The sequence below is a fragment of the Clostridium polyendosporum genome (assembly GCF_018332455.1).
Classification (GTDB): domain Bacteria; phylum Bacillota; class Clostridia; order Clostridiales; family Clostridiaceae; genus Clostridium_AY; species Clostridium_AY polyendosporum.
In genome coordinates, this window is sequence record NZ_BOPZ01000007.1 from 1 (window position 1) to 22,962 (window position 22,962).

The window sequence follows — 22,962 nt, forward strand, 5'->3', positions numbered from 1 at the left end:
GTATAAAATCTGCAGCTGCCTGTGAATTGATTGCAAATAATGCTGGAAGTGCTAAGTGTGGTGGAATATTTCCTTTTCCTATTTCAACACCAATTAGAACTCCTATTATTTGTGCTATAACTGATCCTGGTGCTAAGAATGGAGATAATATTGGCAAGGAACAGATTAATGTTATAATTACTAATCCAACTATATTACCAGTCAATGGTGCAAGAAGATGTGCAAACCATGTACCTGCTCCAGATGCATTGATAATACCAATCAATGTTGCAACGAAAGCCATAAAAGGTAATATTGTATGAATAACAGTATCTATGGTATCTCTACCTGCTTGGAAGAAGGTACTCGTTATTTTTCCTATTCCAATACCTATCTTTGCAACTAATCCTTGGCTTTGTTCACTTATCTTTTTACTTGTATCGTATGCCATTTTATACCCCTCCTTTTATTAATCTATAACCTGTACATTTTCCGATCTAACTGATGAAACATAAATATCTTCTCTTATAAACATTGCTAATGGGCCACTCTTTCCTGTTGCCATAATATTCACTGTAGGAATTTTCTTTTGAGGGTAAATTCCACATCTTAAGGTACCACCACAGTTAATTACAGCACATGCTATTTCGCTATCTTTAACACCATATTTAAATCCGTTAATAAGCTCACATCCTGTTAATTCTGCAATCCTTGCAGCTACATCTGGTTTTGCTCCACCAGTGATATAAACTACCTTATTTCTTACATTAGTAGGCTCTACAATTATTGGACCACCCCAACCACCTGAACCTTTGTTTATTTTTACTTTTTTATATGACATAAAAATCTCTCCTCTCAAATTAAATTATTTTTACTTTAAGCTTAATGAGATTCTTCATGATTAAGATCTACAGAAGTCTTAAGCTTGATACCCTGTTGCTTTTCAACTATAGCAGTAGTGAAATCTGTAACCCATCCTCTGATGAAGTTAGTAACTATACCTACTAACAAATATCTAACAGCTAAGTCCGCTGTTGAAAATCCTAATTTCGTTATTCCACTTGCTATTCCAAGAAATACAAATAACTCTCCTGGGTTAATATGTGGGAATAATCCATTCATTGTATGACATGAGAAACTAGATGCTGCATAATAGCTTGGCTTATATTTCTCCGGCAAAAATTTTCCTAATGATAATGTCATTGGGTTTGCAAATATAAACGTTCCCAACACTGGTAATACCATATACCTGGTAATTGGGTTTGATGCAGATTTCTTTGCAAGCCTTTCAATTCTGTCAGTTCCAACAAATTTTATTATGGCATTCATAATTACTAATGTTGCAATTAATAGTGGTATAATACCAGTAGTAAAGTCTATAAAGACCTTACCTCCTGCTCTAAAAAGATTCATAAACCATTCAGCACCATTTGCTAAAACTTGAAAAAATGTTGTCATTTAAAATATCTCCTTCAATTTAAATAGTATCATTAGCTAATTGAGTACTACTAAGACTTGTTGCCTCTTTATCAGCCTTAAATTTTCTGTAATTATTTATTGCATCTTCAATAGCGGCTCTCATTAATCTATTATATCTATTTAAATCTTCTTTTTCTATTTCATATATTTTCTTACCTTCTAATCCAAGAAATCTTTTAACACTTGCAAAAATGGTTATTCCTTGAATTTTTTTAGCTACTATAATTCTTTCTTCATCATCAATAACTAGCATAACTACTGTTCCTGCTCTTAAATGTCCTTTTTTCTTACCAATGGCTACTCTTCCAAGTTTTCTAAGTTCTATGAAATTTTTATTAAAATGCTTTATCTGTAAAAAACCAAATAAAAAATTAAGAGTCCACATAATTATACAAATAATAATAAGATTTAATACTGGATTCATGAAATCAACTCCTTTTGTAATAATTTTTTAAACTCCTTATAGCTATTAACATTTGTAACACTTTCAATCAGTTTTTTATTCTGACATAATTTCAATAACTCATCATAATATTTAATTAAAAACTCAGAATCAATATATTTTTCATCAGGAATCATTAGCATTAATATTACCTTTATCTCATTACCTGAACAATAGATAGAATTATGCAGAATTCCTACAGCAAGTGATATCATAGTACTGTTATAATTAACAGTATGGGGAAGGGCTATATAGTTACCAAAAGAAGTAGAGGATTTTTGCTCTCTTTCAAGTATTCTTTGTTTAAAAGTTTTATCAACTACTTCTCTTTTCTCTAATTCTTCTAACATAAAATATATATTATCCATGAACTCTTCTTTATTAAGAATAAAAAATCTTTCCTCATCTATAGAGGCGTCTATTAATGATAATTTAGGTTCTTCCCCACTTAAGCTAAGTTTTTTAGTATAGTAACATTTCTCAATTTCTTTTTGTACGTCTTGTTCATTAAAAAGAGTTGTTACCTTAACAAAAGGTGTTTCTGTATCAATATCTATATTTACTGTAGAAAAAACCAAATTGTATTCATCTAATAAGGACTTGGAAACCTCAGAATCAGAGTAAGTATTTATAATCACATCTTTTCCAAGAAGTTTTTTTAACTTTACATATAATAATTGAGCAGTTCCCAATCCTGTACCACAAACTAAAGCTACCTTTTTTATATCGAAGAGCTGATCACTGTTTCTTTCTATATAACTTCCAAAGTGTAATGCTAGGTAGCCAATTTCATCTTCATTTACATTAACATTATAAATTTCTTCAATTACTCTTGCAGACACTTTTGCCATTTCGTAAGGAAGAGGATAACATTTTTTAATGTCGTCCAATAAATTGTTTTTAATTTTTATCTCGAATATAAGTCGATTTAGAGCAAAATTTAAATGACACTCTAGTGCCCATATCAATTCCTTGTCTTGTTTTACATCTATACCAAAACTTACTGATATTTCAGTCAACATTCTTTCCACCAAATTAATGACTGATGATGTAATTCTAGTATCTGATAAGGTGCTCTTTATTGGAGCCTTACGTCCTAATAGAGGAAGAGTAAGAAAAATTGCTTCATTTGAACTAAACGTAGTGTTGAATAGTTCTGTTAATCCTTCAATTATTTTGCAAGACAACTTATACTCATCAGTTAATACTATCTCTCTATATTTTTTTTCTAGAGTATCTATATATTTTTCATTTTTCAATCTGAAGATTGTAACTAAAATATAGTTAAGCACTTCTTTTACTGTTTCATCAGAAACCATGAAATTGTTATTATAAAAAATGGTACTTATTAACACTTTGATCTCTTTATAGTATCCTTCATTACAACTACCAAACAGACTATTTTGCACATCTTCTTCACTTAAACCTTTACACAAAAAAGCTAAAATAAATAGCCTTATTTTTAACTCACTACCTTTAAGTTCTATACCTTCATTTTGTTTACCTTTTACTGATAAATCATATACATCTAGAGCGGTTGAAACTTTCTTCAAATCGTTTATTAGTGTGGTCCTTCCTACATTCATTTCATCAGCTAGATTATCAATAGTTATAGCCTCATTTACCTTTATAAGTTTATTAACTATATATTTAGATCTCTCTTCTGGAGTGTTTAATAACTTAAATTCTTGATGCTTAGATAAGTTAAAACGTATTAATTCATTAAATTTTTCCTTATTGTATACTTCTAACTTGTATCCAATATCCTTAACATTAACTAACTGTGCCACGTCACTTGTTAAATCTGTATTTAACTGCTTAATGTAATTTCTTATACTTCTAGTACTAACCCCAACTACTTCTGCAAAGTCATCTAGTTTATTAGTTTTATTATCAATCGCTTTTAGTAATACCTTTAGCACCCTACCATCAAGTAGTACTATCTTCATATCAAAACTCCCCTCACCAACTTGTCTATATTCCAATCTTATTGTACCCAATAAGTATCAAATAATTAATACACATTTTTTCATAATCATTGCGAAAAAAGTAACTTAATTTATCAACTAAATACTTTGTATTCTTTTTCAGTCTTTAATTTATAATACAACTGCCTCTTTTTGTACCAACTTAATCTATAATAATAAAAATAAAGTAGTGTATGATAATCAACTTTTCACTTAAAAATCATACACTACTTCATTACTGCTAAATATCTAAATTACTGTATTTTCTTATTCCCACTCAATAGTTGCTGGTGGTTTTGAAGTTACGTCATAAACAATTCTATTTACTCCCTTAACTTCATTTACTATTCTTCTTGAAACCTTATCTAATACTTCATATGGTATATGAGCCCAATTTGAAGTCATTCCATCTGATGATGTTACTGCTCTTAAAGCAATTGTATGACAGTAAGTTCTTTCATCTCCCATAACTCCAACGCTTCTTATGTCAGGAAGCACTGCAAAGTACTGCCATATCTCACCTTCAAGACCTGCTAGAGCTACTTCTTCTCTAAATATAGCATCTGCTTCTCTTGTTATTTCAAGCTTTTCTTCTGTAACTTCTCCAAGAACTCTTATTGCAAGACCTGGTCCTGGGAATGGCTGTCTCCACACTAAATGATGTGGAATTCCAAGTTCTTCACCAACAGCTCTAACTTCGTCCTTGAATAATTCTCTTAATGGTTCTATTAACTTGAATTCCATATCCTCTGGAAGTCCACCTACGTTGTGATGGCTCTTAATTACAGCTGAAGTTCCTGTTCCACTTTCTACAACGTCTGGGTAAATAGTCCCTTGAACAAGGAATGCTATTTCTCCAAGTTTGTTAGCTTCTTCTTCAAATACTCTTATGAATTCTTCACCTATAATTTTTCTCTTTCTTTCTGGATCTGAAACTCCTGCAAGCTTTGAAAGGAATCTATCCTTAGCATTTACTCTTATAAGATTCATATCAAATTGCTCTTTAAATATCTTCTCAACTTCATCACCTTCGTCTTTTCTTAATAGACCATGGTCAACGAAGATACAAGTAAGTTGTTTACCCACAGCTTTATGAACCATTACTGATGCAACTGATGAGTCTACACCACCTGATAATCCGCATATAAGCTTCTTATCTCCAACTATTGCTTTTATTTCTGCTATCTTCTCTTCAGCAAATGAAGCCATAGTCCATGACTTTGAAAGACCACAAACTTCATATAAGAAGTTTTGAAGCATTTGCTGACCAAATGGAGTATGTTCAACTTCAGGGTGGAATTGAACTCCATATAATTTCTTTTCTGCATTTTCCATACCAGCTACAGGACATACATCAGTATGTGCTACTATATTAAAACCTGCTGGTGCTTCTGCTATATAGTCAGTATGGCTCATCCAGCATATTTCTTCTATGTTTATTCCTTTGAATAGCTTTGATGTTTCACAAAGGTTTATATTAGTCTTTCCATACTCTCTTACTGGAGCAGTGTCAACTCTTCCACCTAAAGTATGTGCCATAAGTTGGCTTCCATAACATATTCCAAGTACAGGTACTCCAAGTTCGAATACTTCTGCATCTACCTTTGGTGTGTCTTCTCCATAAACGCTGTTTGGACCACCTGTAAATATTATTCCTCTTGGTTCCTTTGCCTTTATTTTTTCAATTGGGTAGTTATATGGAATTATTTCACAATAAACTCCACATTCTCTTACTCTTCTAGCAATAAGCTGATTATATTGCCCTCCAAAATCTATGACTAAAACAAGTTCTCTGCTCATGAGTATCCTCCATAAAATTATTCTAAAAGTATACTTCTATCTTATCCTTTTATTGTTGATTTACGCTGTAGTTTGGAGCTTCCTTAGTTATGTTAATATCATGTGGATGGCTTTCTCTTAAACCTGCTGAAGTTTGAACTACAAATCTTGCAGTTTCAAATAATTCTTCTAAAGTCTTAGAACCAAGATAACCCATACCAGATTTTATTCCACCTAATAATTGATATAAAGTTTCTGATACATATCCCTTATATGCTACTCTTCCTTCAACGCCTTCTGGTACAAGCTTTTTGTTACCTTCTTGGAAGTATCTATCCTTACTTCCACATGCCATAGCACCTAAAGAACCCATTCCTCTGTATACTTTGTAGTTTCTACCTTGGTATATTTCTACTTCACCTGGTGCCTCGTCACATCCAGCAAATAATGAACCCATCATTGCGGCACTTGCTCCAGCTGCTAAAGCTTTAACTATATCTCCTGAGTACTTTAATCCGCCATCAGCTATAACTGGAACTCCATACTTTCTTCCTTCTTCAGCACAATCCATAACAGCTGTAAGTTGTGGTACTCCAACCCCTGCAACTACTCTTGTAGTACATATTGATCCTGGTCCTATACCAACCTTTACACAGTCAGCTCCTGCTTCAATAAGATCTCTAGTTGCTTCAGCAGTAGCTACGTTACCAGCTATTATTTGAAGATCTGGATATAATCCTTTTATCTTTCTAACTGCATCTATAACACCTTTTGAGTGTCCATGAGCTGTATCTATAGTGATTACGTCAACTTGTGCTTTAGCGAGAGCATCTACTCTCTCTACCATATCACCAGTTACACCAACAGCAGCTCCACATAGTAATCTGCCTTTTTCATCCTTTGCTGCATTTGGATATACTCTTGCCTTTTCTATATCCTTTATTGTTATTAATCCTTTTAAGTATCCATCTTCATCTACTAATGGAAGCTTTTCTATCTTATGCTTCTTTAATATTGCCTTTGCTTCATCAACAGTTGTTCCTTCTGGAGCAGTTATAAGGTTATCCTTTGTCATAACCTCACTTATCTTTCTCTCGAAGTTTGTTTCAAAAAGTAAATCTCTATTTGTTATGATACCAATTAGTTTACCATCTCTAGTTATTGGTACTCCTGAAATTCTATATTGGGCCATAAGTTCATTAGCTTCTTTTAATGTATTATCTTCTCCTAAGAATATAGGATCAGTTATAACTCCATTTTCTTGTCTCTTTACTCTATCAACTTCTTTAGCTTGTGCTGCAATTGACATGTTCTTATGGATTATTCCTATTCCACCTTCTCTAGCCATAGCAATTGCCATCTTTGATTCAGTAACAGTATCCATTCCTGCACTCATTAAAGGTATATTAAGCTGTATCTTCTTTGTTAAGTTTGTCTTAGTTTCCACATCTCTTGGTAATATCTCTGATTTGTTTGGTACTAATAATACGTCATCAAAAGTATAAGCAGTTTTCCATATTATAGCCATTTTATTCTTCCTCCCATCAAATTATTTAAATTTTAATTGTATTCCTGCATAAGCGGTTCATTATGACTTTTTTTCTTGCAAAATTATGTACTGTACTCTATTTATTTATTATTTCCTTTATTAAAAATAAATATAAATAGCATATTAACTTTATAAGTGAGTTAATATGCTATAAGTCCTTATAGAATACTAATTCACTCATAGTCGGAAATTTACGGTTTCCGGTAGAAACACTCTGCCATATTCAGAGAGTATACGAGCGTATTAATTATGTCCGTTATTAAATTTTAATCATATTATAATTTATGATTTTTTTATTGTCAATTATAATCGAAAAATAATATGCTGATTTTTGGTAATGAATAATTTCTTTCATGTAATCTTTTATTAAGAATTAAAAAATTCATTATTATTCTTCGGAAAATCTGAAAAACTTAAATAAAAAAAATAGAGCTTGATTAAATCACACTCTATTTTTATTTGCTGTCATTTAACAAATTAAAATCTGGCTTAAATTTAATAGATTCAATAACTATTAAACTTTATTTTAAAAAATTTTTAACTAGACCGTGGGAACCACCTCTATCTTATACGATGGAAGATGGATAACACATTATTGTAAATAACTCAATACTACTTATAATAATTAACTATTAATTCAATTCTATATCTCCAGTTACTACTGAAGTAATATCACCTGATTCAACTTTAAATTCATAAGTAGATCCGTTATGACTTTGAGGCTTTTTTACATCTTTGAATGCACTTGCAATTGTTTCACTAACACTACCGTCTCCCTTAGTTACCGTAGGATCTCCTGAATTTTCAACTGTAATAGTATATTCACCATCCAGCATATCTCCTTGAGAAACTAAAGATAATGCTGTTCTTTTTATAGTTTCACAACTTTGAGTATCTGCTTTTTTCTTAGAATTGTTAATGATTGAAGAAAAATTGGGTATAGCTACTGCAGCTATAATAGCCATTATTGCTAATACAATAATAAGTTCAATTAAAGTAAATCCTTTCTTATTCTTCTTTATTTGTACTGCTCTCATTTTCATACCTCCTAGATAATTAATTTATTTTAATGTACAATACATAGAAAACCTTAATTAAATAATTCATACTATTAGCAAAGTAATAATAATCTTTATAATTATTACCTCCTCCTCCCCCCTGTATATTTTTAAAGTCTTGACATATATAAATTTAAATATTCTCCTAATTCAATATTTTGTTATTTATTTTCAAATATGTAAAATTATTTAATAAATGTAAAAATCATAGATATAGGTTTATATCAAAAAATCTTAATCGTATAGATATATAACTTCATAATTGAATGTATAATTCAAAATTAATACTTTAAACTAATGTGTACCCACAATTTATTACGTAAGAATTTTAATAAGATTTCACTTTACAAAATGACAATAAATAAATAAATAAAGCTGATTAGGCATCAAGCCTGCTCAGCTTTAGACAGATTTCACTTAGTGAAAAATAACAGCAAATAAAAATTTATGATATCTGATTTTAATAATAATGAAATAAGTGCACCTATAGCTAAATAAGGTCCAAATGAAATTGCATCCTGTTTACCTTTTATCTTAAAAACAATAAGTAAAATTCCAACTATAGCGCCAAGGATGAATGAAATCATAAGAGTTATAATCATTCCTTTCCATCCAAGAAATATTCCACAAAGTGCTGCAATCTCAATATCTCCTTCTCCCATTCCTTTAGTTAAAAATACTATAAGAGCAATAATACCTACACCAATTCCTGCTCCTAATAACTCATCCACTAAAGAATCTCCATTTAAAAATAATCCTACTATGCTTAATAGTATTCCGATTGCAATTCCACTGTAAGTAGTTATAGAAAATACATCTGTTGTTTCAAAATCTATTATTGCTATAACGATTAAAAAAGAAGCCATAATTAAATATTTTATTAGATTAAAGGTTATACCAAATTTAATATAAATCACTAAAAATATCCCACCAGTTAATAGTTCTATAAGTGGATATTTAAATGAAATTTTTTCTCCACAGTACCTACATTTTCCTCTTAAAAAAGTATAGCTTATAATTGGAATTAAATCATACCACCTGATATCATTTAAGCATTCTGGACAATGTGACTGTGGATATGCTATAGACTCTCCCCTGGGAATTCTATATATGCATACATTTAAAAAACTTCCAATTAGAAGTCCAAACATAACGATCAAAAGACTCATGTTATACCCCTCTCTACCCAAGTTATAATTTTACATTTTTTACATCATATACAATATTATCATGTTATTAAGAAAAGAAAAAGCCAGTGGTATAAAACCACTGACTATATTAATTTTAGTACATTCCACCCATTCCCATATCCATTCCTGGATTTGGTGCTGGAGCATTCTTTTCTGGAATTTCAGCAACAGCTGCTTCTGTTGTTAAGAATGTTGAAGCTACTGATGCAGCATTTTGAAGTGCTGATCTTGTAACCTTAGTTGGATCTACGATACCAGCTTTAATCATGTTCTTATATTCTCCATGTAAAGCATCGTATCCTAGTCCAGCTTCACTATTCTTAATTTTTTCGATGATTACAGAACCTTCAACTCCAGCATTTGTAGCTATTTGTCTCATTGGTTCTTCTAATGCTCTTACGATTATATTTATCCCCACTTGAGTATCTACAACATCTGATGTTAACTTAGCAACTTCATTTATTACATTTGCATAAGCAGTTCCACCACCTGGAACGATTCCTTCTTCAACAGCTGCCTTAGTAGCTGCTAAAGCATCTTCTATTCTTAACTTTCTTTCCTTAAGCTCTGTTTCTGTAGCAGCTCCAACCTTAATAACTGCAACTCCACCAGCAAGCTTAGCTAATCTTTCTTGATACTTTTCTCTATCGAAATCTGAAGTTGTTTCTTCTATTTGAGTTTTTATTTGGGCAATTCTATTCTTGATTTCTGCCTTGTTGCCCTTACCATTTACGATTGTAGTATTTTCCTTAGAGATCTTAATGCTTTCAGCTTCTCCAAGCATTTCTAAAGTTGTTTCCTTTAGATCTCTTCCAAGTTCTTCTGAAATAACTGTTCCACCAGTAAGAATAGCTATATCTTGAAGCATATCTTTTCTTCTATCACCGAAACCTGGAGCTTTAACAGCTACGCAAGTAAAAGTTCCTCTTAACTTATTAACAACAAGTGTAGCCATTGCTTCGCCTTCAATATCCTCAGCTATAATAAGAAGTTTCTTTCCTATTTGAACTATTTGTTCAAGTATTGGTAAAATCTCTTGTATGCTTGATATCTTCTTATCAGTGATAAGTATTAATGGATTGTCTAATACTGCTTCCATTTTTTCAGTATCAGTTACCATGTATGCTGAAACGTATCCTCTGTCGAATTGCATACCTTCAACAACGTCAAGTTCTGTGCCCATTGACTTTGATTCTTCAACAGTGATAACACCTTCATTTCCTACCTTCTCCATAGCATCTGCTATTAACTTACCTATTTCTTCATCAGCAGATGATATAGCAGCAACTCTTGCTATATCTTCTTTTCCTTCAACTTGTTTAGAAATCTTCTTTATTTCTTCTACCGCTTTTTCTACAGCTACTCTTATACCATTTCTAATAAGCATTGGATTAGCTCCAGCAGTTACGTTCTTTAATCCTTCTCTTATGATAGCTTGAGCTAAAAGTGTAGCTGTAGTTGTACCATCTCCTGCTACATCATTAGTCTTTGTAGCAACTTCTTTAACTAATTGAGCTCCCATATTTTCATACGGATCTTCTAATTCTATTTCTCTAGCTATTGAAACACCGTCATTAGTTATTAGTGGTGCTCCAAATTTCTTATCTAATACAACATTTCTTCCCTTAGGTCCTAATGTAACCTTTACTGTATCAGCAAGCTTATCAACACCAGCTTGCATAGATCTTCTAGCTTCTTCACCGAATCTAATATTCTTTGCCATTTCTCTATACCTCCCCTTATTCTACTACTGCTAAGATATCTTCTTGCTTTAATATAATGTATTCTTCCCCATCAAGTTTCACTTCTGTTCCAGCATACTTGGAGAATAATACTTTATCGCCTACCTTAACTTCCAGTTCAACTCTAACACCATCAATAATAGTTCCTGGACCAACAGCTAAAACTTCAGCTTCTTGTGGTCTTTCCTTTGCTGTTCCTGTAAGTACTATACCGCTCTTTGTTTTTTCTTCTGCTTCTAATCTTTTAATAACAACTCTGTCACCAAGTGGTTTTACTCTCATAATAGACCCTCCTTATTAATTTAAAGTATATTTAAATATTTATAATATTGCTTTTTTGTTAGCACTCACTTAAGTTGAGTGCTAATACAATTATTATAATAGACAATAGTAGTCATAAATTCAAGAATAATTATCCATTTAAATCCACTGAAAATTCTTAAATTTTTTGATTACTTAGAAATAATTCCATAATACTCACTTTTTCTCAATTTTATTCTTTATTTTTTTATTTTCTTAAGATAGAGTGAAAATTAACATTTTCTTAACTAAATCCTTATTATTTCTTCAAAAATGTATATAATTATTAATATATATAAGTTAATAACTAAACTTAGAATCTAAAAAAATATTAAAGGTTAAAATCATTTTATAGAATTACGAAAATACTTAATTTAAATAGTTTTATGAAAGGGTGTTATTATTATTGTTAAGTAAAATTAAAATACATTATTTATTTACAAAAACAAAAAATGTGTTTCTATCTTTGTTAATCTCTATTTTTTCTATAGCAATATGGCCAATACTTGCTTTAAACTTTACTCCAATATATAAGATAAGCATTAAAATATTAGATATACCTAGAGTTACATCACTTTCTGAAAAAGCATTGATTATAAATTATAATATTTTAATAAAATATCTTCAGGTACCATTTATATATAAGCTTAAATTTCAGGACTTTCCTATGAGTCCACAAGGAGAATACCATTTTACAGAAGTAAAAAATATTTTTTTAAATATATACTCAATAGTTTTCGCTCTACTTATTTTCTTTTTATTATGTATATACCTCTATAAAAAGAAAAAGTTATCTTTTCCCATTGAAATTTTTAACTATACCTTTTATATTCTTTCATTTTTTTCATTATCTATACTATATGTTGTTTTATCGGACTTTTCTAAAACTTTCGACAAATTTCATAAACTTTTCTTTAATAATAATTACTGGCTTTTTGACCCTAGATTAGATCCGGTAATTAATGCTCTACCAGAAGAATTTTTTATGATTTGTGGAGTGATAATTCTATGTTCAATAATAGTTGAAGCGATAATCTTAAAGGTTATATATCATAAACAACTAAAAAAACAAAAATAATAAATAATGCTTAATAGAAGAAGGGGCTGTCTCAAAATGCATAAACATGCATTTTGAGCAACCCCTTTGTTTTGTTGTATAACCAGGATTATTATTTTATTTCTTAAAAATATTCTACAAATTTATTGCATACCATATTCATTTTGAGACAGCCCCTTTATAACTTATTCTTCAATATATAAAATTATATAAAGAGATAAAATTGAATAGGTATCGAACTATCAATTTTAGTTAGATTTCATTTTGTGAAATGACAGCAAATAAGTTTATTCATACCTATGTTTAATAATTCTTTTTGCAATTACTACACCTAGTATAAGTAAAACTGTAGAGATTATTATAATTATTAATAAAAGTTCCCAATTACCCCAAGATAACTTATGACCAAAAAAAGTTGATACAAATAATGCAGGTATTCTTCCTGTATTTGATATTATCAAAAAATCCTTTAGAGACAAGCTCGAAATTCCACAAATATATCCCAAAATATCCTTAGGTATTCCTGGAATTACATAAAGTAAAAATACTACTCTCTTTAATGCTTCCATCCTATTCTCTTCATTTCTCTTAGTACTTTCCTTCATCTTTTCTTTTATTTTTCTATCTTTAAAACTTTCTATTTTTCTTAGAAGCCAAAGATCTTTTTCACTTACTAATCTTTCTACGAAAGATTTTCCTAATTTCTTTGAAATTATAAAGGTTAAAGCACTTCCAATAACGGCTCCAACTAAAGATAAAAATGATCCTATCCAAGGACCAAAAATATATCCTCCTGCAACTTGCACAAACTCTCCTGGTATGAAAAAGAATACTATCTGAACTATTTGAAGCAAAATAAATATTAACCCGCTAAAACTTCCATAGCTTAATATAATAACTTTTAATCTTTTTATATCCTTAAACGTATCAAAGTAACCTACATAATATTCATATATTACAAATATAATAAAACATAATATAACTGCAAAGATTGTATGATACTTATATTTCTTTAATTTATCTTTCATAAAAACCAGTCCTCTTAACTCCTTTTGGAATATATTATATATTTTTTTTAATTTTTCTTTCTATTTAACTTTTATTAGCTCTTTTTAAGTTTACCCTCATTCTTTGAAAATAAAACTTAACAACCATCATATCTGCTCATCTCATACATATATTTTCAAATGAAGTAGGAGAAAATAAAACTAAAAGTTTATCGTACCTACTCAGTTTTAGCTAAGCTTCGCTTAGTAAAATGGTCGCAAATAAAAACGCACAGCTTATGCTGTACGCTCTCATTTCCTGTCATTTCAGTAAGTGAAATCTTACTCAATAGCTACACAACTTCATAATTGAATTTATAATTCATGAAAAAACACTCCATATTCAGGCTATTTTTATGAATTATTTAAGGAGTGAAGTTGTGTAGAATTAATAGGCTCGACACCTGTTTAGCTTTATTTATATTATTCTCTTTCAAGATTTATATCATGGAAATCTTCAATCTTTTCATTTGCTAATATTGCTTTCTTTGAAGCAGAGGCATTTAATTTATTAAATACTGCTTTAGATTTCATTGAATTTACTATTGTAGCAGCACCATTTATACAACCACCATCACACATCATACCCTCAATGAAATTTCCATCTAACTTACCTACCTTAGCTAAGGTTATTGTCTTCTTAATATCTAGTCCACAAACTTTTACTGGCTTAAATGTTGCATTTATGCCTTTATCTTTTACATAGTTTTCTATAGCAGCTGTAAGTCCACCATGAGCGCCAAAACCTCTTCCGAATATAGATGCATCATCTACTTGTCTATCTTCACATTGCTCTAAATTTATATTAAAAGCATCAAATAGTGCTATAAGTTCTTCAAAAGTTAAGACATAATCAATTGCATCCTTTATTGATTCTTTAACTGCTTCGCTCTTTTTTGCTGTACATGGTCCAATAAATACAACCTTTGCATCTGGATCATTTTTCTTTATATATCTTCCTGTAGCAATCATTGGTGAAATTGTTCCTGAAATTCTTTCAACTTGATCTGGAAACTTCTTCTCGATAAATGATAAAAATCCTGGACAACAAGAGTTAGTCATATACTTGTCCCCATTTTCCATTCTTTCAACGAACTCATTACTTTCATGAACAGTAACTGCATCTGCTCCAAAAGCAGCTTCAACCATATCTTCGAAACCTAGCTTTAACATGGCATCTTTTATTTGTCCGTATGTTATCTTCATTCCAAATTGTCCTGCTATAGCTGGTGCAACTACTGCATATAATTTTTCTTTTCCAGCTAACTTTTTAGCTACAGGAGCCACCAAACTTTTATCTGAAATAGCTCCAAATGGACATGCAGACATGCATCTTCCACAGTTTACACAATCATCTTCTTTTATCACTGCTCTTCTGTCTTCTGGATCAACATTAAGAGCTCCTGTTGGACATGATACTTTGCATGGTCTTATAACTTCTGTGATAGCATGATATGGACACGCTTTCTTGCACATACCACATTCTTTACATACCTCTTGATTGATATATGATCTTCCAGCAGCCATAGCTATTGCATTAAAATTACATGCTTCAATACATTTATGAGCTAAGCATCCTCTACAAGCGTCTGTAACAGTATACCTGTTGATAGGACATCTATCACATGCTGCTTCTATAATATACACAATTTGCTCATTTGGCATTATATCAGTAAATTCATCATCAACATTATCTCCATTTGCTAAGAATCCTGCTGCAAGCTTTACTCTTTCAGCTACTATGGCTCTTTCCTTATAAACACAACATCTATAATTAGCTTTTGAGCCTGTAATTACTTCATAAGGAATTCTCTCAAGTTCTTCTTTAGTAAGTCTGTCTTCCTTTGCTAAAATGGCAACATGTTTTAATACTTCATGTTTAAGTTTTTTAAGTTGAGTTTCAAATTGAAACATTATTAAACACTCCCCTATATAAAATGTAGCATTTTTATTACAATTTAATTATACCGCAGGATTTAAAAAAAATAGCAAAGTCTTAATTATAAAAATTTTCTAATTTTTCAAGTTTCAAGAATAAATCATTTTATAAAATAAAATTCTTAGATAATATTAAAATAATATTAAAGCAATATTAAGACAATATTAAGAAAATATTAAAATAGTATTAGGAATAAAATCTCTGATGTAAGAAGGTGTAAGATGTTCAACCCAAAGTACATTTGTGATTTATGCGAAAGAGAGGTTTCCAAAGTATCAGAACATCACTTAATACCTAAAAAAGAAGGCGGGAGAAATCTTAATACAGCATTTCTTTGTATACCTTGCCACACGCAAGTACACACTTTATATACAAATAAAGAACTAGCTGCAAGACTATATAATATCGCTCTATTAAAGGATGATATTAAAATTAAGAGGTATTTAAAATTTATTACAAAACACCCGGGAGATGCTCATATATCAATAAAAAAATCGAGACATGTAAGAAGGTTTAAATAAAAAAGTTTACTCCGTGGATTGTGTTATAAGTCATCCATAACTTGACGATTTTATAATTTCCTATAGAGTAAAATCATAAAAGGAATTCAGTTAAAACTGAATTCCTTTTAGTATTAGCTGGATTTCACTTTGTAAGATGGCAACAAATACGTATAAATTACACCTTTATGTTATTTTCTCTTGCATAATAAAATAAATACTGTTGAGCAAAACCTGCAAGTTCACCAAACTTATCTCTTGCAAATATTCTTATCTTATTTAGTGATACATCTGGAGCTAGATAAAAATGCTGCATAGCTCTCTTTATCCAAACGTCTACTGGAAAAGCTGAATATTTTCTCATAGAAAATAACATTATACAATCTGCAACTTTTGCTCCTACTCCTTGAAACTCTTGAAGAGCAAGATGACATTGGTCATCGTTCATATCAGTTATCATATTTAAATCATATTTTAGAATATCCGGTTTATTTTCTTCTGTAAAAATAAATTTAGTAGGATCTTTTTCTATATCATTAAGAAGTTCATTACATTTATATACTTTTTGTATAGTATCATAAATATACTTACTTCTAAAAGATGCTCCCGTCCCTTTTATATCTTCTAAATCAGCCCTATGTAGTTGTTCTACCGTAGGAAATGAAAAGTATGTTCTTCCTTTATATTCAATTGATGTTCCCCATCTTTCGCTTATTTTCTTTATAGTTTTACTTATTATGGGTATACTATTTCTAGCAGATATAATAAACGATACTAATATCTCAAAGGGTTGCTGCTTTAATATTCTTATACCATAACCAAATTCCACCGATTTTTTTAACAGTTCATCCTCTGAAAGTTCCTCTTTAATCTTTGAATAATTTCTTTTAAGATCAAAATAATCTATCCATAAGTTATTAAAATCTTCCTCATTGGTATTATGAATAATAACATCATCACCATTCTGTTCTAATTCTATTACCCTATTATGAGCAACACCAATGTAATTTCCGTTTTTTTCTCTTTCCCATCTAAAACACTGACCACATTCAAAAGTTTGTTTTATATTAAAATTTCTTGTATTTCTTAAGATGACTTTATTATTATCATATTCAACTTTTTCAAAATCCATTTCATCACCTATTTCTCATGCTTATTAATTTTTTTCTATTAAACAAAAATTATCTTCTTTCGCTACTTACAGTATCATAAAGTATTTTTCCAACAGTATCTATCATAATAATACATTTATTCTCGTCACCTTTTTTATATTTTGCTTTTAGTTCATCACATTTATTCGTTTTAAGTTCATCCTTGAATCTCACCATAAACCATTAGTCACCAAACTCTAATAACTCCTTTTATATGTAAGGATTATACATTTAAACGCTATGACTCTTCTTATTAATAATTATATATTTCTCTATTTTTTATTACAACAATAAAAAAGAGCAGGTATGGAGCCTATTAAAGATACGTAAATTCATGAAATGGCACGAAATACAAAAACGAGTGATATTTTCAATCACTCGAATTTATAAAAGAAAACTTATACTATTTTCCAATTAAGTATTCATGTATTGCTTGTGCAGCCTTTTTACCAGCACCCATAGCTAATATAACTGTAGCTGCGCCAGTTACAGCATCTCCTCCTGCATATACACCTTCTCTAGAAGTTAAACCAGTCTCTTCTTCAGCGATTATACATTTTCTCTTATCTATCTTTAATCCCTGGGTAGTTTGTGAAATTAACGGATTAGGTGTTGTCCCAAGAGACATTATCACTGTATCAACATTCATTATAAACTCAGATCCTGGAACTTCTGCAGCACTTCTTCTACCTGAAGCATCTGGTTCCCCAAGCTTCATTTTTATGCACTTCATTCCTCTAACCCATCCTTTTTCATCTTGAAGAATTTCAACAGGGTTTGTTAATAGATCAAAAATTACCCCCTCTTCCTTCGCATGATGAATTTCTTCTACCCTTGCTGGAAGCTCATCTTCTCCCCTTCTATAAACTATGTGTACCTCTGCACCAAGCCTTAAAGCAGTTCTAGCAGCATCCATAGCAACATTACCGCCACCTACTACTGCAACCTTTTTTCCTACTTTAATAGGAGTGTCATACTCTTCTTTAAAGGCTTTCATTAAATTACTTCTTGTTAAGTATTCATTAGCAGAAAATACTCCATTAGCATTTTCCCCTGATATACCCATGAACTTAGGAAGCCCAGCTCCAGAGCCTATAAATATAGCATCAAAGTGCTCATTTTCAAAAAGTTCATCTATAGTTATAGTTCTTCCAATAATTACATTAGTCTCAATTTTAACACCTAATTTTTTCACATTATCAATCTCATGCTTAACTACAGTATCCTTTGGAAGCCTAAATTCAGGTATTCCGTATACTAAAACTCCTCCTGGTTCATGAAGAGCTTCAAAAATTGTAACTTCATATCCAAGTTTAGCTAAATCTCCAGCACAGGCTAATCCTGCTGGTCCACTACCCACTATAGCTATCTTTCTTCCATTTTTCTCTGCTGGCTCTGAAAGTTCTACTCCATGCACTCTTGACCAATCTGCTACGAATCTTTCTAGCTTACCAATAGCTATAGCCTCTCCTTTTATTCCTACTACACACTGTCCCTCACATTGACTTTCTTGAGGGCAAACTCTTCCACATACCGCTGGGAGGGCTGATGACTTTGCTATAACCCTAGCTGCTTCTTTCATATCTCCTTCTTTTACCTTTTCTATAAAGTCTGGTATATCTATATTAACCGGACAACTTCCTACACATCTAGGATTTTTACAATTAAGGCACCTCGCAGCCTCTATTCTTGCTTCTTCTTCTGTATATCCAAGACAAACCTCTTTAAAATTTCTTGCTCTTACTTGTGGTTCTTGCTCCTGTATTGGTACTCTTTTAAATCTGTCCATTACTTGTCACCTCCACATCCACATCCTCCATGATGGTGAGTATTTCCTTCTTCTTCTTGTAATATTTTTCTTCCTTCTTCTGATTTATACATTGTTTGCCTTCTCATTGCCTCATCAAAATTTATGAGATGACCATCAAATTCTGGACCATCAACACAAGCAAACTTAACCTGATTACCTACTGTTACTCTACAAGCACCACACATTCCAGTTCCATCTACCATTATTGGATTTAAGCTTACGATGGTTTTAATTCCAAGCTCCTTTGTAAGCACAGAAACAAACTTCATCATTATCATAGGACCTATAGCAATAACTAAATCATATTTCTTTCCTTGATTTTGTACTAAATCTTTGAGTAGGTCTGTTACAAGGCCTCTATGACCATAGGAACCATCATCTGTCGCTATGTATACATTTCCTGCAACTTCTCTCATTTCCTCTCTCATTATTATTAAATCCTTTGTTTTTGAGCCAATTATAACATCAGCTTTAATTCCTCTTGAGTTTAACCACTTTACCTGAGGATAAACAGGTGCTGTTCCTACCCCACCTGCGATAAATATAATTTTCTTGTCTTTTAGCTCATCTAAATCTTCATATATCATTTCAGAAGGCTGTCCTAAAGGTCCTACAAAATCATTGAAATAATCGCCTTCCTCTAATTCTGCCATCCTTTGTGTGGAAAAACCTAAGATTTGAAATACAATCGTGACAGAACCTTCTTCTGCATTATAATCACAAATTGTTAAAGGTATTCTCTCTCCTTTTTCATCTACTTTAACGATCAAGAACTGTCCTGGCTTAGCTGATTTAGCTACTCTAGGTGCTTCTACATTCATAAGATAAATATTTTCTGTTAACTGTTGTTTTTTTATTATCTTATACAAATTTAATCCCCCCCTAATGGTCAAATATAAAACTATTGACTATTTTATTTTTAAAGAAAAGAGTTTTATAAACATAATCTTTTTTAAAGAAGATATTTATTCTATTTTAGGAATGTGTAATTAAAAATTAGTATTTTTCGAGATATTATTCATATTTTATACACTTATATTAAGTTTAAACTTAACAGATTAAAAATTTAACAGAATATTTTTTAAATATTCTGTTATTTCGCACTAACATTATTACAAATTTTATAATTGTCAGCTGTAAAAAGCTATTCCTATTATACGAACAGCTCTTTATGTGAATTGATATTAAATAAACTATACTTATCTATTGTAAATATGAAATCCTTTTTTTGTCTTTCTTCCTAACCATCCAGCTCTTACATATTTTCTTAAAAGACTATGAGCCCTATACTTAGCATCTCCAGTTTCCTTATATAGAACATCCATAATAGCTAAACATACATCCAATCCTATTAGATCACCTAAGGCTAATGGTCCCATTGGGTGATTAGCACCTAACATCATAGCCTTATCTATATCCTCAGCTGATGCTATTTCCTCTGCTAATATTCCAACAGCTTCATTAATCATAGGGATAAGAATTCTATTGACTACAAATCCTGGAGCTTCTGCAACTTCTACTGGCTCCTTACCAATGTCTGTTGAAACTCCCTTAACAGCATCAAAAGTTTCTTGTGAAGTAGCCATTCCTTTAATTATTTCAACTAGCTTCATTACTGGAGCTGGATTAAAGAAGTGCATTCCTATAACCTTATCAGGTCTTCCTGTAGCTGTAGCTACTTCTGTTACTGATAATGATGAAGTATTGGATGCTAATATTGTTTCTGGTTTACATATCTTATCAAGTTCAGCAAATATTTGTTTCTTTACTTCCATGTTTTCGACTACAGCTTCAACAACTAAATCACAATCAGCAGCAAGATTTATATCAGTGGTTCCTGTTATCCTAGAAAGGATTTCTTCTTTTTCTGCTTCTGTCATCTTACCTTTTTCAACAAGCTTAGTTAAGCTTTTATTGATTCCAATTAACCCTTTATCAACAAACTCTTTCTTTACATCGCTTACAATAACTTCGTAACCTTTTTGTGCAAATGCTTGAACTATTCCAGCACCCATTGTGCCTGCTCCAAGAACAAAAATCTTTTCCATGATATTATACCCCCCATAAAATTTATACTTGTCCTACTTCCATAAAAGCCGGACCCCATATATCATTTATAATAAAATACCCTTTTTAAAAATTTTTACGTGATATTATATTATTCAGCTTCTTTCATAGCCTTAGCCTGAGCTATCATTTCTGGGAGAACCTTTTTTAGATCACCAACTATAGCATAATCAGCAACCTTCATGATTGGTGCATTTGCATCCTTGTTAACTGCTATAATCATATCTGAATCTTGCATACCAGCAACATGTTGAATAGCACCAGATATACCACAAGCGATATATATAGTTGGTCTAACTGTTTTTCCTGTTTGGCCTACTTGATAATCTCTTTCTATCCATCCATTCTCAACAGCTGCTCTTGAAGCTGCAACTGTTCCTCCAAATACTTCTGCAAGCTCTTCTAAAAGCTTAAAAGTTTCTTTATCACCAACACCTCTACCACCTGATACTATTATGTTAGCTTCACTTATATCAGCGATATTCTTTTTCTCTTTAACTATCTTAACTACCTTTGTTCTAATATCAGCATCAGTTAAATTTACATGTACTTTTTCAACTTTAAATTCTTTCTCTTCTTTTGGTAACTTTGAAAATACTCCTGGTCTTACGGTAGCCATTTGCGGTCTGTGATTAGTACATTCTATAGTTGCCATTAAGTTGCCACCAAATGCTGGTCTAGTTGCTAGAAGATATTTTTCTTCCTCATCTATATCAAGTGAAGTACAATCAGCAGTTAATCCTGTTGAAAGTCTAGCAGCTACTCTTGGACCTAAATCTCTTCCTATGAATGTAGCTCCAATAAATAATATTTCTGGCTTTCTTTCATTTACAAGGTCGCATACAGCTTTAGTATATCCATCAGTTGTGTAGTGTGATAATAATTCATTATCAACTACTAAAACTTCATCAGCGCCATGAGTTCCTAACTCGTTAATTAAAGTATCAACTCTGTATCCTATTAATAATGCACTTAGTTTTACTCCTAACTTATCTGCAATTTTTCTTCCTTCTCCTAAAAGTTCTAAAGAAACTTTTTCAAGCTGGCCATCTCTTTGTTCAGCAAAAATCCATACCCCTCTATAATCTGCTATATCCATGATAAATTACCTCCTAAATTCTAGATATAGTGTTTTTCCCTTAATCGTCCTAAAACATAGCTTACTGCTTCTTGAACTGGCTTATTAACTACTTCTCCTACTCCTTTAGATTCCTTTGTAGTTGATTTCTTAACTTTTGTTGGAGAACCTTTCAACCCAAGCTCATTCTTGTCTACATCTATATCATCGGCTGACCATTTTATTATTTCCTTATTAGCTTTTTCAAAAATATACCTTACATTCATGTATCTTGGTTCATTTAATTCCTTTATGGCTGTTAATAGTACTGGAGTTTGAACCTTTATAAGTTCATATCCGTCTTCTAATGCTCTATTTACTAATAATTCATCTTTTTCAACCTTTACTTCTTGCACATAAGTGACTTGAGGAATATCTAAGTGTTCAGCTATTTCCGGACCAACTTGAGCTGTATCTCCGTCTATAGCTTGTCTTCCTGCAAATACTATATCGTATTGAAGCTTTCTTAATGCTCCAGCCAAGGCTTTTGATGTAGCTAATGTATCTGCTCCTGCAAATGCTCTATCTGTTATAAGAATCGCTTCATCAGCTCCCATACATAAAGCTTCTCTTAAGGCTGCTTCTGCTTGTGGAGGACCCATACTTATAACAGTAACATGTGCATCATACTCATCCTTAAGTTTTAAAGCCTCTTCTAAAGCATGCTTATCTTCTGGATTTATGATCGATGGAACACCTTCTCTTATAAGGGTTCCGGTTTTAGGATCTATTCTTACAGCTGTAGTATCTGGTACTTGCTTTAAACAAACTACTATCTTCATTTCCCGCA

20 protein-coding genes, 2 pseudogenes and 1 riboswitch are annotated in these 22,962 nt (G+C 31.3%); of the genes and pseudogenes, 2 read left to right on the forward strand and 20 right to left on the reverse strand.

Going from position 1 to position 22,962, the window contains the following annotated elements:
- The 11 genes and pseudogenes from CPJCM30710_RS18215 to groES all read right to left on the reverse strand — a co-directional run.
- Positions 1–283 (reverse strand): annotated as a pseudogene (locus CPJCM30710_RS18215) (PTS sorbitol transporter subunit IIB); the annotation flags it as partial.
- An 87-nt stretch (positions 284–370) separates the two neighbouring features.
- Positions 371–820 (reverse strand): annotated as a pseudogene (locus tag CPJCM30710_RS18220) (PTS glucitol/sorbitol transporter subunit IIB); the annotation flags it as partial.
- A gap of 41 nt (positions 821–861) precedes the next feature.
- A complete protein-coding gene (srlA, locus tag CPJCM30710_RS05600; RefSeq protein WP_212903198.1) occupies positions 862–1,437 on the reverse strand; it encodes a PTS glucitol/sorbitol transporter subunit IIC in 576 nt (191 codons plus the stop codon).
- A gap of 19 nt (positions 1,438–1,456) precedes the next feature.
- Complete coding sequence (locus tag CPJCM30710_RS05605) at positions 1,457–1,882, reverse strand: transcriptional regulator GutM (protein ID WP_212903199.1); 426 nt, start codon at positions 1,880–1,882, stop codon at positions 1,457–1,459.
- Complete coding sequence (locus CPJCM30710_RS05610) at positions 1,879–3,849, reverse strand: BglG family transcription antiterminator (protein WP_212903200.1); 1,971 nt, start codon at positions 3,847–3,849, stop codon at positions 1,879–1,881. Before CPJCM30710_RS05610 ends, CPJCM30710_RS05605 begins: the two co-directional genes overlap by 4 nt.
- A 285-nt stretch (positions 3,850–4,134) precedes the next feature.
- On the reverse strand, positions 4,135–5,667 hold the full coding sequence (guaA, locus tag CPJCM30710_RS05615; RefSeq protein ID WP_212903201.1) for a glutamine-hydrolyzing GMP synthase: 1,533 nt from the start codon (positions 5,665–5,667) through the stop codon (positions 4,135–4,137).
- Positions 5,668–5,716: 49 nt separating this feature from the next.
- A complete protein-coding gene (guaB, locus tag CPJCM30710_RS05620; protein WP_212903202.1) occupies positions 5,717–7,174 on the reverse strand; it encodes an IMP dehydrogenase in 1,458 nt (485 codons plus the stop codon).
- Between the two features lie 181 nt (positions 7,175–7,355).
- Positions 7,356–7,453, reverse strand: a riboswitch (purine riboswitch).
- A 374-nt stretch (positions 7,454–7,827) separates the two neighbouring features.
- Positions 7,828–8,232, reverse strand: a complete 405-nt coding sequence (locus tag CPJCM30710_RS18045; RefSeq protein ID WP_281413959.1) for a type II secretion system protein — start codon at positions 8,230–8,232, stop codon at positions 7,828–7,830.
- A 434-nt stretch (positions 8,233–8,666) separates the two neighbouring features.
- Positions 8,667–9,422 (reverse strand): prepilin peptidase, encoded by a 756-nt coding sequence (locus tag CPJCM30710_RS05630; RefSeq protein ID WP_212903203.1) that lies wholly within the window; start codon positions 9,420–9,422, stop codon positions 8,667–8,669.
- Positions 9,423–9,537: 115 nt separating this feature from the next.
- Complete coding sequence (groL, locus tag CPJCM30710_RS05635) at positions 9,538–11,166, reverse strand: chaperonin GroEL (RefSeq protein ID WP_212903204.1); 1,629 nt, start codon at positions 11,164–11,166, stop codon at positions 9,538–9,540.
- Between the two features lie 16 nt (positions 11,167–11,182).
- Positions 11,183–11,467, reverse strand: coding sequence for a co-chaperone GroES (gene groES, locus CPJCM30710_RS05640; protein WP_212903205.1), 285 nt, complete (start codon positions 11,465–11,467; stop codon positions 11,183–11,185).
- A gap of 424 nt (positions 11,468–11,891) precedes the next feature.
- Here groES and CPJCM30710_RS05645 point away from each other — a divergent pair, with 424 nt between their 5' ends.
- Positions 11,892–12,563, forward strand: coding sequence for a TIGR01906 family membrane protein (locus CPJCM30710_RS05645; protein ID WP_212903206.1), 672 nt, complete (start codon positions 11,892–11,894; stop codon positions 12,561–12,563).
- A gap of 266 nt (positions 12,564–12,829) precedes the next feature.
- Here the strand turns inward: CPJCM30710_RS05645 and CPJCM30710_RS05650 are convergent, their stop codons facing one another.
- Positions 12,830–13,570 carry a TVP38/TMEM64 family protein gene (locus tag CPJCM30710_RS05650; protein ID WP_212903207.1) on the reverse strand — a complete coding sequence of 247 codons (741 nt, stop codon included), beginning with the start codon at positions 13,568–13,570 and terminating at the stop codon, positions 12,830–12,832.
- A 441-nt stretch (positions 13,571–14,011) separates the two neighbouring features.
- Entirely contained in the window at positions 14,012–15,502 is a 1,491-nt protein-coding gene (locus CPJCM30710_RS05655; RefSeq protein WP_212903208.1) for a 4Fe-4S dicluster domain-containing protein, read from the reverse strand.
- A gap of 246 nt (positions 15,503–15,748) precedes the next feature.
- Here CPJCM30710_RS05655 and CPJCM30710_RS05660 point away from each other — a divergent pair, with 246 nt between their 5' ends.
- Positions 15,749–16,048, forward strand: coding sequence for an HNH endonuclease (locus CPJCM30710_RS05660; protein ID WP_212903209.1), 300 nt, complete (start codon positions 15,749–15,751; stop codon positions 16,046–16,048).
- A 157-nt stretch (positions 16,049–16,205) separates the two neighbouring features.
- Here the strand turns inward: CPJCM30710_RS05660 and CPJCM30710_RS05665 are convergent, their stop codons facing one another.
- The 7 genes from CPJCM30710_RS05665 to CPJCM30710_RS05695 form a co-directional block, all read right to left on the reverse strand.
- Positions 16,206–17,159 (reverse strand): DNA-3-methyladenine glycosylase family protein, encoded by a 954-nt coding sequence (locus tag CPJCM30710_RS05665; RefSeq protein ID WP_212903210.1) that lies wholly within the window; start codon positions 17,157–17,159, stop codon positions 16,206–16,208.
- Between the two features lie 49 nt (positions 17,160–17,208).
- Entirely contained in the window at positions 17,209–17,355 is a 147-nt protein-coding gene (locus CPJCM30710_RS05670) for a hypothetical protein (RefSeq protein WP_212903211.1), read from the reverse strand.
- Between the two features lie 226 nt (positions 17,356–17,581).
- Positions 17,582–18,967, reverse strand: a complete 1,386-nt coding sequence (gltA, locus tag CPJCM30710_RS05675; RefSeq protein ID WP_212903212.1) for an NADPH-dependent glutamate synthase — start codon at positions 18,965–18,967, stop codon at positions 17,582–17,584.
- Positions 18,967–19,857: a sulfide/dihydroorotate dehydrogenase-like FAD/NAD-binding protein gene (locus CPJCM30710_RS05680; protein ID WP_212903213.1), complete on the reverse strand. Its 891-nt coding sequence runs from the start codon at positions 19,855–19,857 to the stop codon at positions 18,967–18,969. Before CPJCM30710_RS05680 ends, gltA begins: the two co-directional genes overlap by 1 nt.
- A gap of 330 nt (positions 19,858–20,187) precedes the next feature.
- Positions 20,188–21,036, reverse strand: coding sequence for a 3-hydroxybutyryl-CoA dehydrogenase (locus CPJCM30710_RS05685; RefSeq protein WP_212903214.1), 849 nt, complete (start codon positions 21,034–21,036; stop codon positions 20,188–20,190).
- Between the two features lie 110 nt (positions 21,037–21,146).
- Positions 21,147–22,154 carry an electron transfer flavoprotein subunit alpha/FixB family protein gene (locus CPJCM30710_RS05690; protein ID WP_212903215.1) on the reverse strand — a complete coding sequence of 336 codons (1,008 nt, stop codon included), beginning with the start codon at positions 22,152–22,154 and terminating at the stop codon, positions 21,147–21,149.
- A gap of 20 nt (positions 22,155–22,174) precedes the next feature.
- Complete coding sequence (locus CPJCM30710_RS05695; RefSeq protein WP_212903216.1) at positions 22,175–22,954, reverse strand: electron transfer flavoprotein subunit beta/FixA family protein; 780 nt, start codon at positions 22,952–22,954, stop codon at positions 22,175–22,177.
- Between the last annotated feature and the right edge of the window lie 8 nt (positions 22,955–22,962).

Excerpts from the sequence above, each read along its gene's own strand:
- srlA (WP_212903198.1), bottom strand. The coding sequence starts at position 1,437 with ATGACAACATTTTTTCAAGTTTTAGCAAATGGTGCTGAATGGTTTATG.
- CPJCM30710_RS05605 (WP_212903199.1), bottom strand. The coding sequence starts at position 1,882 with ATGAATCCAGTATTAAATCTTATTATTATTTGTATAATTATGTGGACT.
- CPJCM30710_RS05610 (WP_212903200.1), bottom strand. The coding sequence starts at position 3,849 with ATGAAGATAGTACTACTTGATGGTAGGGTGCTAAAGGTATTACTAAAA.
- guaA (WP_212903201.1), bottom strand. The coding sequence starts at position 5,667 with ATGAGCAGAGAACTTGTTTTAGTCATAGATTTTGGAGGGCAATATAAT.
- guaB (WP_212903202.1), bottom strand. The coding sequence starts at position 7,174 with ATGGCTATAATATGGAAAACTGCTTATACTTTTGATGACGTATTATTA.
- CPJCM30710_RS18045 (WP_281413959.1), bottom strand. The coding sequence starts at position 8,232 with ATGAGAGCAGTACAAATAAAGAAGAATAAGAAAGGATTTACTTTAATT.
- CPJCM30710_RS05630 (WP_212903203.1), bottom strand. The coding sequence starts at position 9,422 with ATGAGTCTTTTGATCGTTATGTTTGGACTTCTAATTGGAAGTTTTTTA.
- groL (WP_212903204.1), bottom strand. The coding sequence starts at position 11,166 with ATGGCAAAGAATATTAGATTCGGTGAAGAAGCTAGAAGATCTATGCAA.
- groES (WP_212903205.1), bottom strand. The coding sequence starts at position 11,467 with ATGAGAGTAAAACCACTTGGTGACAGAGTTGTTATTAAAAGATTAGAA.
- CPJCM30710_RS05650 (WP_212903207.1), bottom strand. The coding sequence starts at position 13,570 with ATGAAAGATAAATTAAAGAAATATAAGTATCATACAATCTTTGCAGTT.
- CPJCM30710_RS05655 (WP_212903208.1), bottom strand. The coding sequence starts at position 15,502 with ATGTTTCAATTTGAAACTCAACTTAAAAAACTTAAACATGAAGTATTA.
- CPJCM30710_RS05660 (WP_212903209.1), top strand. The coding sequence starts at position 15,749 with ATGTTCAACCCAAAGTACATTTGTGATTTATGCGAAAGAGAGGTTTCC.
- CPJCM30710_RS05665 (WP_212903210.1), bottom strand. The coding sequence starts at position 17,159 with ATGGATTTTGAAAAAGTTGAATATGATAATAATAAAGTCATCTTAAGA.
- CPJCM30710_RS05670 (WP_212903211.1), bottom strand. The coding sequence starts at position 17,355 with ATGGTGAGATTCAAGGATGAACTTAAAACGAATAAATGTGATGAACTA.
- gltA (WP_212903212.1), bottom strand. The coding sequence starts at position 18,967 with ATGGACAGATTTAAAAGAGTACCAATACAGGAGCAAGAACCACAAGTA.
- CPJCM30710_RS05685 (WP_212903214.1), bottom strand. The coding sequence starts at position 21,036 with ATGGAAAAGATTTTTGTTCTTGGAGCAGGCACAATGGGTGCTGGAATA.
- CPJCM30710_RS05690 (WP_212903215.1), bottom strand. The coding sequence starts at position 22,154 with ATGGATATAGCAGATTATAGAGGGGTATGGATTTTTGCTGAACAAAGA.
- CPJCM30710_RS05695 (WP_212903216.1), bottom strand. The coding sequence starts at position 22,954 with ATGAAGATAGTAGTTTGTTTAAAGCAAGTACCAGATACTACAGCTGTA.